The organism is Comamonas sp. MYb69 (assembly GCF_037479315.1).
In the GTDB taxonomy this organism is placed as follows: domain Bacteria; phylum Pseudomonadota; class Gammaproteobacteria; order Burkholderiales; family Burkholderiaceae_C; genus Comamonas.
In genome coordinates, this window is record NZ_JBBGZG010000018.1 from 58,637 (window position 1) to 73,565 (window position 14,929).

Genomic DNA, 14,929 nt, shown 5'->3' on the forward strand with positions numbered 1-14,929 from the left:
GCCTACCACTCGAAAGCCGAATCGCTGCTGGGAAAGCGCGCTACCGGGCACTCGCCGCTGCGTGCATAGCGGTCGGCATAGTTGAAGCGGTAGGCCATCTCGCTGCCATGGCGGCAGGGCAGGCCGCCGTAGAGGCGCGCATAGGTCGCGCGCGCACCGCTGCTGCTGCGGTAGGTGTCTTCGGCCTTGAAGACCAGCTTGCCGTCCTTGTCCTGGATGCGCAAGGTGCCGAACGAGGCATTGTTGGGCGTCTCGTAGTCGACCAGTATGTCCGCGCCCTGCTGGCCCAGCTGCGAGATGATCAGAAAGTTGGCGCGCTGCTCGGCCACCAGCTGCTCCCGGCTCAGCACCCGCATCGTGGGGGTGGACTGCAGCCGGGGTGCCAGTGCCAGTGCCTTGCCTTCGAGCACAATGATGGCGGCGGTATTGTCTGGTGAATCCCGCGTAGGGCCTGCCAGCAGCACCTTGGACAGGCGCTGGGTCAGCGCCTCCACCAGCTCCTGCGCGCTGTAATCCGATGCATCCTTGGCGCCGGCGGCGGTGCTGGCCAGCAGGCCGGCCAGAAGAAGAGAGGCTGCAGTGATGCGCATGGAAGGCTCCCGAATGGCGGTTGCGGCTCCCGGGACGGAGGCCGCAGGGACCGGGCGATGGGTTACAGCTGGAAGTCGTAATCGATGGTGATCGGGGCGTGGTCCGAGAACTTCACATCCTTGTAGATATGCTCCTTGCGGGCCAGTGCGGCAATCGCGGGCGTGGCCAGGTGGTAGTCCAGGCGCCAGCCCACGTTGTTGGCATAGGCCTGGCCCCGGTTGCTCCACCAGGTGTAGCAGGCATCGGTGGTATCGGGCTGGAGCACGCGGTACACATCGACCAGGCCGCCGGTCTCGGTCTCTTTCTCCAGCAGCTGGGTCATCCAGCTGCGCTCTTCGGGCAGAAAGCCGCTGTTTTTCTGGTTGCTGCGCCAGTTCTTGATATCGGCATTGGTGTGGGCAATGTTGACATCGCCGCAGAGAATGAAGTCGCGCTCGGCGCGCAGGCGCATCAGGTGCGGGTGCAGCTCGGCCAGAAAGCGGTACTTGGCGGCCTGGCGGATCTCGCCGGAGCTGCCGCTGGGGAAATAGCAGCTGATGATGGAGAACTTGCGCGTGGGCGTGTCAAAGCGCAGCTCCACGTAGCGGCCTTCGGCATCGAACTCGTTGGGCGAAAAGCCGATCACCACATCGCTGGGCGCATGGCGGGTGTAGACGCCCACGCCCGAGTAGCCTTTTTTCTCGGCAAACTGGAAATACCCGTTCATCTCATCGATGACGTCGAACTTGTCCAGCATATCCGCTTGCTGTGCCTTGATTTCCTGCACACAAATACAATCGGGCCGGGTTGTCTCAATCCAGGGGATCACGCCCTTGGTGGCAGCGGAGCGGATGCCGTTGAGGTTGAGGCTGGTTAATTTGAACAAGGATTGGGTCATGGTCGTTAGTCTCCCACAGTCAGGCGCGGATGCGCAGCTGGCGCAGGATTTTGTAGAGTTTGCCGTGGACGCTGGCGTGCTGCGCTTTGGGCAGTTCACCACCAAGGCCGGCCGCATCAGCCCGTATTTCTTCAATGCAGGCCTGTTCGATGACGGCGCCAAGATGGCGCGTCTGTCTGAATTCTATGCAAAAGCGATTCTGGCCAGCGGTGTGGCATTCGACATGGTGTTCGGCCCGGCCTACAAGGGCATTCCGCTGGCAGCGACCGTGGCCGTGGAGCTGGCGCGCCAGGGCAAGAACGTGCCCTTTGCCTATAACCGCAAAGAGGCCAAGGACCATGGCGAAGGCGGCAGCCTGGTGGGCGCCCCGCTCAAGGGCCGGGTGCTGATCATTGACGATGTGATGTCGGCCGGCACCGCCGCGCGCGAATCGATTGCGCTGATCCAGGGTGCGGGCGCCATCCCCCACGCCATGGCCATTGCATTGGACAGACAGGAAAAAGCCACTGAGAATGGCAAGGATGTGGCGCATAGTGCGGTTCAATATGTGCGTGACCAGCTGGGTATGCAGGTCTGCACCATCGCCAAACTGGAGGACCTGCTGGCCTTTCTGGCCCAGGGCGCGGCAGCCGATTCGATGCGTGAACACCACAGTCAGGTGCTGGCGTACCGGGAACGTTATGGCGTTGGCAATTGATTATTAGAATTCGATAGTTTTGAATGATAAGGATCTGACGATGCGCAAGGACCGGTGTGCCGCTGCTTTGGCCATGGCGATGCTGATGCTCGCTGGCGCCAGCCATGCCCAAAAGTCCCCGTCTACGACCATGGTCTACAGCTGCGTGGATGCGGGTGGGCGCCGCCTGACGGCGGACCGGCCCATTGCCGCCTGCGCGGACCGTGAGCAGCAGGTCACCATGCCCGGCGGTGCGGTGCGCACGGTCGGGCCTACCTACTCCGAGCGTGAGCGCGCCGAGCAGGCGGCCCAGCAGCGCCGTGAGGCCGAAGAGCGCTACCGCGCCAACGACGGCAAGCGCCGTGAGCGGGCACTGGCAACGCGTTTCCCGACCAAGGCCGCGCACGATGCCGAACGGGGCGAGGCCGTCGATGTGCTGCGCGCCCAGATCCGCATCGTGCAGGAGCGCCGTAGCTTCTTGCTGGAAGACCGCAAGAAGATCGACCAGGACATGGAGTTCTACAAGAAGGACCCGAGCAAGGCGCCCGCCCCGCTGCAGGCGCGCCTCGATGGCAACCGCCATGACCTGAAGGAAGTGGACGAGCAGATCGCCACGATCAACGACGAGATTAAGGCCACCAACCTGCGCTTTGACGAAGAGGCCCAAAGCCTCAAACCCTACTGGACCCCGGCCGCTTCCAGGTAGCCGCGCGCACGCCCCATGCCTCTTGACTCCCTCGCCCCAGGCCTGGCGCTGGCCGATGACCAGCGCGCGCGCTGCAGCTGGTGCATGGCCTCGCCCCTCTACCAGCACTACCACGACCATGAATGGGGCTTTCCCGTGCATGATGACCGCCGGCTGTTCGAGAAGATCTGCCTCGAAGGCTTTCAGGCCGGCCTGAGCTGGCTGACGATTCTGAACAAGCGTGCGTCCTTCAGAGCCGCGTTTGCACAGTTTGATGCCCCGCAGATCGCGCAGTTTGGCGCCGACGATGTGCAGCGCCTGCTGGCCGATGCCGGTATCGTGCGCCACCGGGGCAAGATCGAGGCGGTGATCAACAATGCCCAGCGCCTGGCCGAAGTGCAGCGCGAGTTTGGCAGTTTTGACGCCTATCTCTGGCGCTTTGCGCCGGCGCCCGGCAGCCGGCCCGAGCACATCACCTTGGACGCCGTGCGCCAGATGGGTGTGCCGCCCGAGGCGGTGGCGCTGTCCAAGGACCTGAAAAAACGCGGCTGGAAGTTTGTCGGCCCGACCACGGTCTACGCTTTCATGCAGGCCATGGGCATGGTCAATGACCATCTGCAGGGCTGCCATGTGCGGGATGGCCGGCCGGCTTGAGTCTGCTGCTACAGCGCCGATAGCTCGCTGACCAGCAGCGAATAGCGCTGCAGCGATACGTATTGCCCATCGCGCTTGCTGCAGTCGCGCAGCAGGCCTTCATGGCAAAAGCCCAGGCGCTCCAACAGCCGGGTGGAGGCCGCATTCTCCGGTTCCACATAGGCCACCACGCTGTGCAAGCCCAGCCGCGCAAAGGCGCTGGGCAGCCACTGGCGCAGCGCCTGGTCCATCCAGCCATGGCCCCAGTGGTGGGGCAGCAGCCAGTAGCCCAGATCGGCACTGTCGGCCTCGTCGTCATGGTCGTAGAGGCCAACCGCCGCAATCACGGTGCCATCGAGCAGCACCGCCTGCCACCAGCCGCTGCCCTCGCTGGCGACGGACGCATACCAATCGAGCTGTTCCTGCGCAATTGCGCGGGCATCGCTGTGTTCTGTTTCCAGCCCGTAGAACGCGGTCAGCTGCGCATCCCCCATCGCATGGGCGACGACGAACAGGTCAGCGGGGGAGAAATCGCGGAAATGGAGGCGGGCGGGCTGCAGCATGGTGCAAGCCTAGCACCGCTGGGCGGCGGTGCTGTGCGATAGGGAAGAGGGGGGGTGAAACAGCTGTTAAGCCGCTACATGCCAGCGAGTAGTACGACAAGGCAGGGCGCGGCCGGCGAGGCAACGACGTATCAAGGGTTGTGTTAACGGTTCTAAGCCGCTACATGCCAGCGGGCGGGCTGGTGGCTGCCAACGGTCTGTATACCCAGCAGCGCCGCATTGCGCTGCAATACGGCTTCAAACTGCGCGCCGCTGGCACCGATCTGCTCGGCAGCGCCATCCCAGTAGTCGTCGGCAATCTGGGCGGCGGTGAAGTCACGGTGCGTGAACTTCTGCACAATATTGCGCAGCTTGTCGAGGTTGATGCTGTCGATATCGGTCATGGCAGGCCTCCGGTGCAAACATGGCCCCAGTTTGGCGCAAATGGGGCGGCTGTCAATCGGCAATCGCCGCCAAACCGGTGTTAACCGCGCATGGCCGCCGTGCTGCGCAGCAGGCGCTGCACCATAAGCGCGCCCACCCAGGCAACGCCGCCGATCCACAGCGGCACCAGCACATAGCTGCTGGCGCGCGCCCACTGGCCCAGCTCGTCCAGCTCCCGCAGCGGCCACAAGGCCAGGCCCAGGCCAAAGCCCCACCAGGCCAGCGCAAACAGCGCAAAGGCCCAGGGCAGCCAGGCGGGGCGGCCAGCGGCTGGACGCTGCCTAGCAGGGCGGTTTTGCACAAACATCCACAGCACGGCGGCGAGCACCAGCAGCAAGGACAGGCCTGCCGCCACCGGCCACCACAGGGCCAGCGGCAAAAAGGCCAGGGTCAGCGAATCCATGCGCGTCCGGCCTTTATTCCTTGTTGCAGAGCATGGAGTCAGCCAGGCTGCCCACGGTCACCCGCAGGTTCTTGCCCTTGTGGGCCTGCACCGCCCAGGTGTCGCTCAAATCCTCGGGCACCAGGTCCTTGTCTTGCATCAGCTCGGGCTTTTTGTGCTCGGAGCGGTCCTGCTTGACCACCTTGGGCACGATCATCGTGATGGTGCTGCCGTCCATGCGCCACTGGCCCGTGCCTTGCAGCACAAAGCGGTACTGCTGCTCGCTGCTGGGCATGTCATAGGCCAAAAAGGCCTGGGAGCGCAGGCTGTGGTCGGGGTTGAACTGGTTGGTATAGGTAAAGCTGGCGCTGTCCTTGCCCATGCTGATCTGGAACTGGCATTCCCAGACCCCTGCCAGGTCGGCCTCGCTGATGCTGGCCGCCGCTGGCGCCGGGGCCTGCGGTGCCGGTTTGTCGGAGGGCGCCGCCTGCTGGGGCGCGCGGGGCGCGGGTTCGGCCTCTTTTTTGGAGGGCCAGAGGCTGGAGCAGGCGGCCAGGCCGGGGAGCAGCAGCAGGCAGAACGTGGTGCGGAAGAGGGGAGTCAATGGCATCTGCGCACTCTACCAAAATCCGGTAAAGCCACGGCCCAGGTCTTTGTAGGCCCAGGCCGCTCGTGTGCCAGCCGTTTTAGCCCGCCAGCGTCGGGTAGTCGGTATACCCCTTCTCGCCGCCGCCATAGTAGGTGCTGTTATCACCCTCGTTCAGTGCCGCGCCGCTGCGCAGGCGCTCGACCAGGTCGGGGTTGGCGATATAGGGGCGGCCAAAGGCGACGATATCGGCCTGGCCGCTGGCCACGGCTTGCTCGGCCAGTGCACGGTCATAGCCGTTGTTCACCATCCAGGCGGCCTTGCCGCCAGCGCGGCGGTATTCCGCCTTGAAGGCTTCGTAGTCGAAGGGCCGGCCTTCGACTTCACGCGGGCCGCCGGTGGCGCCTTCGATCACATGGATATAGGCCAGGCCCAGCGGCGCCAGCTGGTGGGCCAGGTAGGTGAACAGGCTTTGCGGATCGGCATCGTCAATGCCATTGGCGGGGGTGACGGGCGAGAGCCGGATGCCGACCTTGCCACGGCCGACCGCGTCGATCACCGCGCGGGTGACTTCCAAGGTCAGGCGGGCGCGGTTTTCGATCGAGCCGCCGTAGTCGTCGCGGCGGGCATTGGCGCCGGTCTTCAAGAACTGGTCGAGCAGGTAGCCGTTGGCGCCGTGGATCTCGACGCCATCGAAGCCGGCGGTCTTGACCGCATTGCGGGCGGCCGCAGCAAAGCTGTGCACGATGCCGGGGATCTCCTCGGCATCCAGCGCGCGCGGCTCGGAGGTCGGCTCGAAGCGGCCTGTGCCGGTCGCAGGGTCGATCAGGAAGGTCTTGGTCTTGGCGGTGATGGCCGAGGGCGCCACCGGGGCCTGCTGGTCCGGCTGCAGCAGGCGGTGCGAGACACGGCCCACATGCCACAGCTGGCAGACAATCTTGCCGCCCTTGGCATGCACGGCGCGGGTCACCTGGCTCCAGCCATCGAGCTGGTCCTGCTCGTACAGGCCCGGCACATCGGCGTAACCCTGGCCCTGGTGGCTGATGGCGGTGGCCTCGGTGATCAGCAGCCCGGCGCTGGCGCGCTGCGCATAGTAGGTGGCAGTCATCGGCTGGGGCACCGCCTTGGGCGAGCGGTTGCGGGTCAGCGGTGCCATCGCAATGCGGTTGGCCAATTCCAAATCACCCACCTGCACAGGTTCAAACAGGTTATGGGTTGCGGTGCTTGTCATGCAAAACTCCTTGTGGTTGGATCACGGGCTTACCCGCTTTTTGTACCACGCAGCCCAGCCCTTTGCAGGCCAGGGTTGAAGCCCGGACCCTGTCGGCCAAGCGCCCGGCGGGCGCAAACCCAAGCAAATCAAGGGGTTCAATGCTGCAAAGCAGCATTTGCCGGTGGATGGTGTCGGCCGCCCGGGTACTAGGGTCAACCCGACAACGCGTAATGGCAAAGGTTCTGCGCCATGATCGACCCGGGTCTGCCAGCTGCCGATCGCAGCCCGGTGGGCAGACCGCTGTCGTTTGTGAAAGAGAAAGCGCGCATTCATGACCAAAACATCGCTGGATAAATCGAAGATCAAGTTCTTGCTGCTCGAGGGCATCCACCCTTCCGCGCTCAAGGTGTTGCAGGCGGCGGGCTATACCCAGGTTGAGGCGCTGACCGGTGCCTTGGAGGGGGAAGAGCTCAAGCGCAAGATTGCCGACGTGCACTTTGTCGGCATCCGCTCCCGCACGCAGCTGACGGCCGATGTGTTTGCCGCGGCCAACAAGCTGGTGGCAGTGGGCTGTTTTTGCATCGGCACCAACCAGGTCGATCTGAATGCGGCGCGCGAGCGTGGTATTGCGGTCTTCAATGCGCCCTTCTCCAACACCCGCTCCGTGGCGGAGCTGGTGCTGGCCGAAGCCATTCTGCTGCTGCGCGGCATTCCTGAGAAGAATGCGGTATCGCACCGGGGCGGCTGGAAGAAAAGCGCCGACAACTCCTTCGAGATCCGTGGCAAGACCTTGGGCATCGTCGGCTACGGCTCGATCGGCACCCAGCTGTCGGTGCTGGCCGAAGGCCTGGGCATGAAGGTTGTGTTCCATGATGTGGTCACCAAGCTGCCGCTGGGCAATGCCCACCAGGCCGCCAACCTCAACGCCTTGCTGGAGCAGTCCGACATCGTGACCCTGCACGTGCCCGAGCTGGCCTCGACCCACAACATGATTGGCGCGGCCCAGATCGCGGCGATGAAGCCCGGCAGCATTTTGATCAATGCCTCGCGCGGCACCGTGGTGGATCTGGACGCGCTGGCCCAGGCGTTGCAAGCCAAGAAGCTGCTGGGCGCCGCCATCGACGTGTTCCCGGTCGAGCCCAAGAGCAACAAGGACGAGTTCCAGTCTCCGCTGCGCGGCATGGACAACGTGATCCTGACCCCGCACATCGGCGGCTCGACGATGGAAGCCCAGGCCAATATCGGCCTGGAGGTGGCAGAAAAGCTGGTCAAGTACAGCGACAACGGCACCACCACCTCGGCCGTGAACTTTCCCGAAGTGGCCCTGCCCGAGCACCCTGGCAAGAACCGTATCCTGCACGTGCACGAGAACCGCCCGGGCATCCTGTCGGCCATCAACCAGGTGCTGGCCGACAACGGCATCAACATCGCCGGCCAGTACCTGCGCACCGATGAAAAGGTCGGCTATGTGGTGATCGATATCGACCAGGAATCGTCCGCCCTGGCGCTGGAGAAGCTGGCCCAGATCGCCGGCACCATCCGCTGCCGCGTGCTGTTCTGATGCCGCGCCCACCGCACCGCGCCCAGCGGCATCGGTGCAGTGGGCGGCTTTAGACACCCAAGAAAGAGGCTTATGCCTCTTTTTTCTTAGCTGCTGTTGGCATATCGATGCATGAAATGCGTCGTTGTGGAGGCGCACCCCGCTGCCTAGCATGAAGGCTTCAACCCGATTGCCAGACCACGAGGAGCGCCCATGAATGCCATCACCAATGTTCGCCACCTGAGCCCAGCGGCCGATGCCGCTGCAGCCACTGCCCTGCACGTCGAGCCCCTGGCGGGCCGCATCGGCGCGGTGGTGCATGGGGTGTCGCTGTCGGGTGCGCTGGAGCCGGCGCTGTTTGCCCAGATCAAGGCAGCGCTGCTGCAGCACCGGGTTATTTTCTTCCGGGGCCAGCAGCACCTCGATGACGCCGGCCACCAGGCCTTTGGCCGCCTGTTTGGCGAGATCGAGGCCCACCCCACCGTGCCCGCACCCGATGGCACGGCTTTTCTGGAGCTCAACTCGCAGCACGGCGGCCGGGCCGACTCCTGGCACACCGATGTGACCTTCAAAGCGGTCTTCCCCAAGGTCTGCGTGTTGCGCGCGGTGACCTTGCCCGGCCATGGAGGCGACACCGTCTGGGCCAATACCGTGGCCGCCTATGAAGGCCTGCCCGCGCCGCTGCAGCAGCTGGCCGAGCAGCTCTGGGCCGTGCATGGCAATGACTATGACTATGCGGAGAACTTCCGCCAGAACACAGCCGCCAGCCAGACCGAGACGCAGGGCCGCGCCAGCTACCGCAAGGTGTTCACCAGCAAGACCATCGAGTCCGAGCAGCCGCTGGTGCATGTGCATGCCGAGACGGGCGAGAAGGCGCTGCTGCTGGGCCACTTTGCCAAGCGCATCAAGGGCCTGCGCAGCAATGAGTCTGCCGCCTTGCTGCAGCTCTTCCATGAGCGCATCGTGCGCCTGGAAAACACCGTGCGCTGGCACTGGCAGCCGGGCGATGTCGCCATCTGGGACAACCGCGCCACCCAGCACTACGCGATCAATGACTATGCCGATGCCCACCGCGTGATGCGGCGCGTGACGGTTACGGGCGACGTGGCGACCTCGGTCGATGGCCGCAGCAGCGTCGACCTGACCGTGCGCGAGCCGGCAGCGGCCTGAGCAGCCTGAGCGGCGGCCAGGCGCACCGCCTGGGCGCAGCATCCACACCCTGATCGCAGATGGCGATGGCCGCCTGCGCGCACCACAGAGAGTTTCCATGACCCGAACCACCTACCACTACGAAGGCGGCCTGCTGGTGCCGCGCCGCAAGCTACTAGTCTCTGCGCTGGCGGCCGGCGCCGGCAGCGTGCTGGGCTTTCCGGCGCTGGCGCTGGACAGCAAGCCGCTCAAGGGCGTGACGCTCAATACCTCGCTGTACAGCTCGCCATATTCCAAGCTGCTGCGGCCCTGGATTCCCGAGTTCGAGGAGGCGACCGGCGCCAAGGTGAACTTCGACACACCCGGCTTTCCGGTCTACAACCAGCGCGCTGACCTGGAGCTGTCCACCAAGGGCGCGGCCTTTGATGCGGTCAATGTCACCTTCATCTATTCGAGCCGCTGGATCAACTCGGGCTGGCTGACGCCGCTCGATGGCTATATCAACGACGCCAACAAGACGCCGGCAAGTTTTGACATCCGCGACTTTCTCGAAGGCGCGCTGGCGCCCGAGCGGGGCCGCGACGGCCAGCTCTATGGCATCCCCTGGCAGGCCGAGGTCACGATCGCGGCCGCATCCCGCTTTGATGTGCTCAAGCAGTCGGGTCTCGCCTTTCCGGATACGACAGACGCCTGGCTGGAAGCGGCCAAGCTGCTCAACCGCAAGGAGCGCGCGGCCGGCTTTGTCACCGACAACCACTATGGCTGGACCTTTATCCCCTTCTTGCAGGCCTTTGGCGGCGATGTGTTCCGCAAGGCCCCCGATGACCTGTTCCCCACCTTGGACAGCCCCGAGGCAATAGCAGCGGCCGATTACTTTGCCCGCCTGCTGCGCGAGTACGGGCCCGACGGTGTGGTCTCCTATACCTCGGACCAGGCCGTGCAGTCGCTCAAGGCCGGGCGCAGCCATTTGAGCGTGCAAGGCCAGATCAACCTCTCGCAGCTGGCCGACAAATCCAGCAGCAAGGTGGCGGCATCGGCGGCCTGGGGCCAGGTGCCCAAGGGCGTGGCCGGGCGCTTTCCGGGCACGGCCATCCATGGCTGGGGCATTCCGGTGGGCAGCAAGAACAAGGATGCGGCCTGGCAGTTCATCCGCTGGGCGACGTCCAAGGAGACCTTGCAGCGCGCCGTGGCCGCAGGTTACGGCTCGCCCACGCGGCGCTCGGACATTGACTCGCCCGCCTACCGCGAGCGCCAACGCGTCAATGGCTATGACATTGCGGCGCTGGTGACATCGTCGGTGGACCTGTCGGCCAAGCAAGGTCATATGAAATACCGCACCGTGGCTGCCTACCCCCAGGTGGACCAGCAGATCAACAAGGCCATCGAGCTGATCGTGACCGGCCAGCGCACGCCCGAGCAGGCGATGAAGCAGGCGCAGACCGCGTCGATTGCCGAGCTGCGCCGCGCCGGCGTCTCGGTCTGAGCAGCGAGGGAGCGCCCCCATGCCGCCCACTGCATCTCTCGCGCCGCAGGCGCTCGACACCGGAGCCGCGCGCCCGCTGCCCAGCCAGGCACGCGGCAAGCCCGCTGCGGCTGCAGCGTCGCGCAACTGGCAGCGCGAATCGGCACGGGCCTATGGCCTGGGCCTGGCACCCGCACTGGTGGTGCTGGCCGCCATCACCTTGCTGCCGCTCATCACGCTGGTGGTGGTGAGCCTGACGCCGCTGAGCCTGACCGACCCGGCAGCCACCTTCCATTTTGCGCAGCCTGCCGGCAACTATGCGCAGCTGCTGCAGGACCAGCGCTTTGTCGATTCGCTCTGGGTGCAGGCCAAGCTCTCGTCGGTCAGCGTGCTGCTGCAGCTGCTCGTCGGCCTGGGCCTGGCCTTGCTGCTGCACAGCAGCAGCCCGGTGGTGGCGGGCCTGCGTACGTTCTTTCTGATCCCGATGGTGCTGCCGCCGATTGTGGTGGCCCTGGTCTGGAAGATCATCTACACGCCCGACATCAGCCCGATGCATGCGCTGCTCGAGCAATGGGGCTGGCCGCTGCGCTCGCTGATCGCCAACCCCAACACCGCGCTGTGGGCCATTGTGGCCGCCGATGTCTGGCAGTGGTTCCCGTTCACGATGCTGATGGTGCTGGCGCAGCTGCAGATGGTGCCGCGCGACCCGGTCGATGCCGCCCGCATCGATGGCGCCAACCGCTGGCAGGTGTTTGTCTACATCGTGCTGCCCTATCTGCAGCGCACCCTGGTGGTCTGCGCGCTGTTCCGCCTGATCGACAGCTTCAAGGCCTTTCCGCTGCTGTATGTGCTGACCAATGGCGGGCCGGGCACTGTGACCGAGGTGACCAATTTCTACGGCTTTATCCAGGCCTTCAACTTCTCGTACTGGGGCTACGGCAGCGCCATTGCGGTGGTGATGCTGGCCATCATCTTTGTGCTGAGCGCACTGGTCAGCCGCCTGGGCCGGGCCAAGGGAGATGCCCATGCACGCTGAGACCTGGCACCACGCAGCACCTGCGCTGCCCGTATGGCAACGCGCCGTGCAAGGCCTGCAGCGCCATCTGCGCAGCACCGCCGCCGTGCTGGTGCTGATGGTGGTGCTGCTGCCCTTTTTGTGGATGCTGCAGATGGCCTTTCGCCCGGCGGGCGATGCGCTGTCGCTGGATCTGGTCTTCAGCCCCACATTGGAGGCCTTTGCGGGCCTGTGGCAGGACAACTTTGCGCGCTCCTTTGGCAACAGCCTGCTGGTGAGCGTGCTGTCCACCGGGCTGTCGCTGCTCTTGGGCGTGCCCGCTGCCTATGCGCTGTCGCGCTGGCGCTTCAAGCAGCGGCGCCAGGTGGCGTTGTGGGTGCTGTGCACGCGCATGGCGCCGCCCATTGCGTTCACGATTCCGTTCTTTCTGGCCTTTCGCTGGCTGGGCCTGCTCGATTCCGTCTGGGGCTTGGTGCTGGTCTACCTGACCTTCAACCTGGCCATCGTGATCTGGATGATGCAGGGCTTTTTTGAGGCCATTCCCACGGCGCTCGAAGAGGCCGCCTGGATGGACGGCTGCAGCATCTGGTCGGCCTTCTGGCATGTGACCTTGCCGCTGACCCGGCCGGGCCTGGTGGCCACCGCCGTGCTGTGCTTCATCTTCTCGTGGAGCGACTTTTTCTTCGCACTGATCCTGACCCGCACCCAGGCGGTGACGGCACCGGTCGCCATCGTCAATTTTCTGCAGTACGACGGCTGGGAGTGGACCAAGATTGCAGCGGCCGGCACCCTGGTGATGCTGCCGGTGCTGCTTTTCACGGTGCTGGTGCGCAAATACCTCGTTCACGGCCTCACCGCCGGTGGCGTCAAGGACTGAGATGGCTTCGATTGCATTGAGACAGCTGCGCAAGCACTTTGAGGGGCACGATGTGCTCAAGGGCATATCGCTCGATATTGCCGAGGGCGAGTTTGTCGCGCTGGTTGGCCCATCTGGCTGCGGCAAATCCACCTTGCTGCGCATGCTCGCCGGGCTCGAAGAGGTCAGCAGCGGCCAGATCGTGCTGGGAGGGAATGTCATCAACGATGTGCCGCCGCGCGAGCGCAATATCGCGATGGTGTTCCAGAACTATGCGCTCTACCCGCATATGACGGTGGCCGAGAACCTGGGCTTTGCGCTGAAGCTGCAGCGCCAGGCGCCGGCGGCCATTGCGCAGCGCGTGCAGCAGGTGGCCGAGATCCTGGGCCTGGAGCCGCTGCTGGCCCGCCTGCCTGCCCAGCTGTCGGGCGGCCAGCGCCAGCGCGTGGCCATGGGCCGCGCCATTGTGCGCGAGCCACTGGCCTTTTTGTTTGACGAGCCGCTGTCCAACCTGGATGCCAAGCTGCGTGTGCAGATGCGCACCGAGATCAAGGCCTTGCACCAGCGCCTGCGCACCACCACCGTCTATGTGACGCATGACCAGATCGAGGCCATGACCATGGCCGACCGCATTGTGGTGATGCGCGATGGCCTGATCGAGCAGGTGGGCACGCCGCTGGAGCTGTACGACCGGCCGCGCAATGCCTTTGTCGCGCAGTTCATTGGCTCGCCCTCGATGAACCTGATTGCCGCCCGCAGCCAGCCGGCGCAGGATGGCTGGCAGCTGGTGACCGACGATGGCCTGCGCCTGCCGCTGCTGCCCGGCCTGCAGGCGCAAGGCGAGCGTGCGCTGTGGCTGGGCGTGCGGCCCGAACATGTGCAGCTGGCAGTGGCGCCCCTGAGCGGTGTAGCCACCAGCGCAGCGACGGTCGAGGTGGTGGAGCCCACCGGCGCCGAAACCCAGGTGGTCAGCCGCTTTGGCCAGCAGCCTCTCATTTCGACCGTCAAGGAGCGCCTGGCGCTGGCGCCGGGCCAGGCGCTGCATTGGCACACGGCGCCGCAGCATTGGCATGTGTTTGACCGGCAAAGCGGTGAGCGGCTCAACGTCGCCTAAGGCCTGGCCTCTCAAGCACAAAGGCTCCCGGGTGGGAGCCTTTGCGTTGCTGGGTGCAGCCGTTTAAGCCAGGGGGCCTGCGCTCAAGATCTCCGACAGCGCCTTGCGGGGCGAGGGTGTCTCGCGCTCGGCCAGGTCGGCGGGCAGGCTGGACTTGTCGCCGCGCTCGCCAATGGCGACCAGGCATTCGACCTGCCAGTTGTCACCGAGCTTGAGCACGGCGCGTGCAGCATCGCGCTCGATGCCGCCCATGGCGTGGGTGGCCAGGCCCATCGCATGGGCTTGCAGAGCCAGGTAGCCCCAGGCGCAACCGGTGTCAAAGCTGGGCGCGGGAGACTCGTCCTTGTTCGACAGCACCACCAGCAGGGCGCCGGCGTTCAGGCACCAGCGGCGGTTGAACTCGTTGGGGATGGTGGAAAACGCCTGCCAGTTGGCATCGCCGTTGATCGAATAGGCAAAGTGCCAAGGCTGCTTGTTGCTGGCCGAAGGGGCCCAGCGTGCGCCTTCCACAATGGTCTCGATGTCCTTGGCGGTCAGCGCCTTGCCCGAGAAGGCGCGGGGCGAGAAACGGTCCAGAAACTGGGGATGGATGGCATGGGTGGATTGGCGCGTCGTCATGGTCAAAAAGTGAGCAATAAGACTGCCAGCATGCCATATCTGCCGGTTTTTTGCAGGCCTAGATTTTTTGTTTATCGACCAGCTTGAAGGTGCCGGTGGCCAGGCCCAACAGGTTGCCAGCATCGTCATGCAGCTCGCCGCGCACAAAGGACAGGCTCTTGCCGCGCTTTTCGCAAACGGCCGTGCAGACCACATCGCCGCTGCCCGGCGCAATGTAATGAATGGTCAGGTCCACGGTGATGACGCCATAGCGCAACGGATCATGCGCGCGAGCGGCGCAGGACAGGCCCACATCGAGCAAGGTGGCGATGGCGCCGCCATGCATATCGCCCCGGCTGTTGGTGTACTGCTTCTGGTAGGGCATGCGCACCCGGGCGCGCTCATTGCCGATCGCCTCGCCCTTGAGCAGGAAGGCCTCGGCCATGGCCATGCTGAGGCCGAAAATCTGGTTGGCGGGCTCATCCACGGTGTAGGCGGGGATGTCGTTGGCAACAGCGGAGGGTGCAGTGGTGGTCATGGGGCAGGACGCAGCAGGTTCAAAACCTT

The 14,929-nt window shown here is 64.9% G+C and carries 18 protein-coding genes; 9 read left to right on the plus strand and 9 right to left on the minus strand.

Annotated elements, in window-relative coordinates; all coding sequences use genetic code 11:
- Nucleotides 1–2: 2 nt before the first annotated feature.
- Both WH303_RS21055 and WH303_RS21060 read right to left on the minus strand, forming a co-directional pair.
- Nucleotides 3–590: a hypothetical protein gene (locus tag WH303_RS21055; RefSeq protein ID WP_339520980.1), complete on the minus strand. Its 588-nt coding sequence runs from the start codon at nucleotides 588–590 to the stop codon at nucleotides 3–5.
- Between the two features lie 62 nt (nucleotides 591–652).
- Nucleotides 653–1,456 carry an exodeoxyribonuclease III gene (locus tag WH303_RS21060; protein ID WP_027010895.1) on the minus strand — a complete coding sequence of 268 codons (804 nt, stop codon included), beginning with the start codon at nucleotides 1,454–1,456 and terminating at the stop codon, nucleotides 653–655.
- A gap of 10 nt (nucleotides 1,457–1,466) precedes the next feature.
- Here WH303_RS21060 and pyrE point away from each other — a divergent pair, with 10 nt between their 5' ends.
- From pyrE to WH303_RS21075, 3 genes are read left to right on the plus strand one after another with little or no spacing between them, the layout of a single operon-like run.
- Entirely contained in the window at nucleotides 1,467–2,165 is a 699-nt protein-coding gene (pyrE, locus tag WH303_RS21065) for an orotate phosphoribosyltransferase (RefSeq protein ID WP_021026826.1), read from the plus strand.
- Nucleotides 2,166–2,205: 40 nt separating this feature from the next.
- On the plus strand, nucleotides 2,206–2,850 hold the full coding sequence (locus tag WH303_RS21070; protein ID WP_021026825.1) for a hypothetical protein: 645 nt from the start codon (nucleotides 2,206–2,208) through the stop codon (nucleotides 2,848–2,850).
- Between the two features lie 15 nt (nucleotides 2,851–2,865).
- Nucleotides 2,866–3,483, plus strand: coding sequence for a DNA-3-methyladenine glycosylase I (locus WH303_RS21075; RefSeq protein WP_021026824.1), 618 nt, complete (start codon nucleotides 2,866–2,868; stop codon nucleotides 3,481–3,483).
- A gap of 8 nt (nucleotides 3,484–3,491) precedes the next feature.
- Here WH303_RS21075 and WH303_RS21080 read toward each other — a convergent pair whose 3' ends face one another.
- The 5 genes from WH303_RS21080 to WH303_RS21100 all read right to left on the minus strand — a co-directional run bounded on the left by WH303_RS21080 (nucleotide 3,492) and on the right by WH303_RS21100 (nucleotide 6,647).
- On the minus strand, nucleotides 3,492–4,025 hold the full coding sequence (locus tag WH303_RS21080; RefSeq protein ID WP_339520985.1) for a GNAT family N-acetyltransferase: 534 nt from the start codon (nucleotides 4,023–4,025) through the stop codon (nucleotides 3,492–3,494).
- Nucleotides 4,026–4,177: 152 nt separating this feature from the next.
- Nucleotides 4,178–4,408, minus strand: a complete 231-nt coding sequence (locus WH303_RS21085) for a hypothetical protein (protein WP_021026822.1) — start codon at nucleotides 4,406–4,408, stop codon at nucleotides 4,178–4,180.
- Nucleotides 4,409–4,488: 80 nt separating this feature from the next.
- The gene (locus tag WH303_RS21090) at nucleotides 4,489–4,851 is read right to left on the minus strand and encodes a hypothetical protein (RefSeq protein ID WP_339520988.1); all 363 of its coding nucleotides are present in this window, start codon (nucleotides 4,849–4,851) and stop codon (nucleotides 4,489–4,491) included.
- Between the two features lie 13 nt (nucleotides 4,852–4,864).
- Nucleotides 4,865–5,440, minus strand: coding sequence for a hypothetical protein (locus tag WH303_RS21095; RefSeq protein ID WP_339520990.1), 576 nt, complete (start codon nucleotides 5,438–5,440; stop codon nucleotides 4,865–4,867).
- Between the two features lie 76 nt (nucleotides 5,441–5,516).
- Entirely contained in the window at nucleotides 5,517–6,647 is a 1,131-nt protein-coding gene (locus tag WH303_RS21100; protein ID WP_021026820.1) for an alkene reductase, read from the minus strand.
- Between the two features lie 313 nt (nucleotides 6,648–6,960).
- Here WH303_RS21100 and serA point away from each other — a divergent pair, with 313 nt between their 5' ends.
- The 6 genes from serA to WH303_RS21130 all read left to right on the plus strand — a co-directional run bounded on the left by serA (nucleotide 6,961) and on the right by WH303_RS21130 (nucleotide 13,765).
- Nucleotides 6,961–8,190 carry a phosphoglycerate dehydrogenase gene (serA, locus tag WH303_RS21105; RefSeq protein WP_021026819.1) on the plus strand — a complete coding sequence of 410 codons (1,230 nt, stop codon included), beginning with the start codon at nucleotides 6,961–6,963 and terminating at the stop codon, nucleotides 8,188–8,190.
- Nucleotides 8,191–8,382: 192 nt separating this feature from the next.
- Nucleotides 8,383–9,339 carry a TauD/TfdA dioxygenase family protein gene (locus WH303_RS21110; protein ID WP_339520992.1) on the plus strand — a complete coding sequence of 319 codons (957 nt, stop codon included), beginning with the start codon at nucleotides 8,383–8,385 and terminating at the stop codon, nucleotides 9,337–9,339.
- A gap of 97 nt (nucleotides 9,340–9,436) precedes the next feature.
- Entirely contained in the window at nucleotides 9,437–10,801 is a 1,365-nt protein-coding gene (locus tag WH303_RS21115) for an ABC transporter substrate-binding protein (protein WP_339520994.1), read from the plus strand.
- Nucleotides 10,802–10,820: 19 nt separating this feature from the next.
- A complete protein-coding gene (locus WH303_RS21120; RefSeq protein WP_339520996.1) occupies nucleotides 10,821–11,816 on the plus strand; it encodes a carbohydrate ABC transporter permease in 996 nt (331 codons plus the stop codon).
- Nucleotides 11,806–12,672 carry a carbohydrate ABC transporter permease gene (locus tag WH303_RS21125; protein WP_339520998.1) on the plus strand — a complete coding sequence of 289 codons (867 nt, stop codon included), beginning with the start codon at nucleotides 11,806–11,808 and terminating at the stop codon, nucleotides 12,670–12,672. The genes WH303_RS21120 and WH303_RS21125 overlap by 11 nt, the downstream gene beginning before the upstream one ends.
- 1 nt (nucleotide 12,673) lies before the next feature.
- Nucleotides 12,674–13,765 carry an ABC transporter ATP-binding protein gene (locus tag WH303_RS21130; protein WP_339521000.1) on the plus strand — a complete coding sequence of 364 codons (1,092 nt, stop codon included), beginning with the start codon at nucleotides 12,674–12,676 and terminating at the stop codon, nucleotides 13,763–13,765.
- A 63-nt stretch (nucleotides 13,766–13,828) separates the two neighbouring features.
- Here WH303_RS21130 and WH303_RS21135 read toward each other — a convergent pair whose 3' ends face one another.
- Complete coding sequence (locus WH303_RS21135; protein WP_021026813.1) at nucleotides 13,829–14,383, minus strand: nitroreductase family protein; 555 nt, start codon at nucleotides 14,381–14,383, stop codon at nucleotides 13,829–13,831.
- Between the two features lie 58 nt (nucleotides 14,384–14,441).
- Entirely contained in the window at nucleotides 14,442–14,900 is a 459-nt protein-coding gene (locus WH303_RS21140; RefSeq protein ID WP_021026812.1) for a PaaI family thioesterase, read from the minus strand.
- Nucleotides 14,901–14,929: the final 29 nt, after the last annotated feature.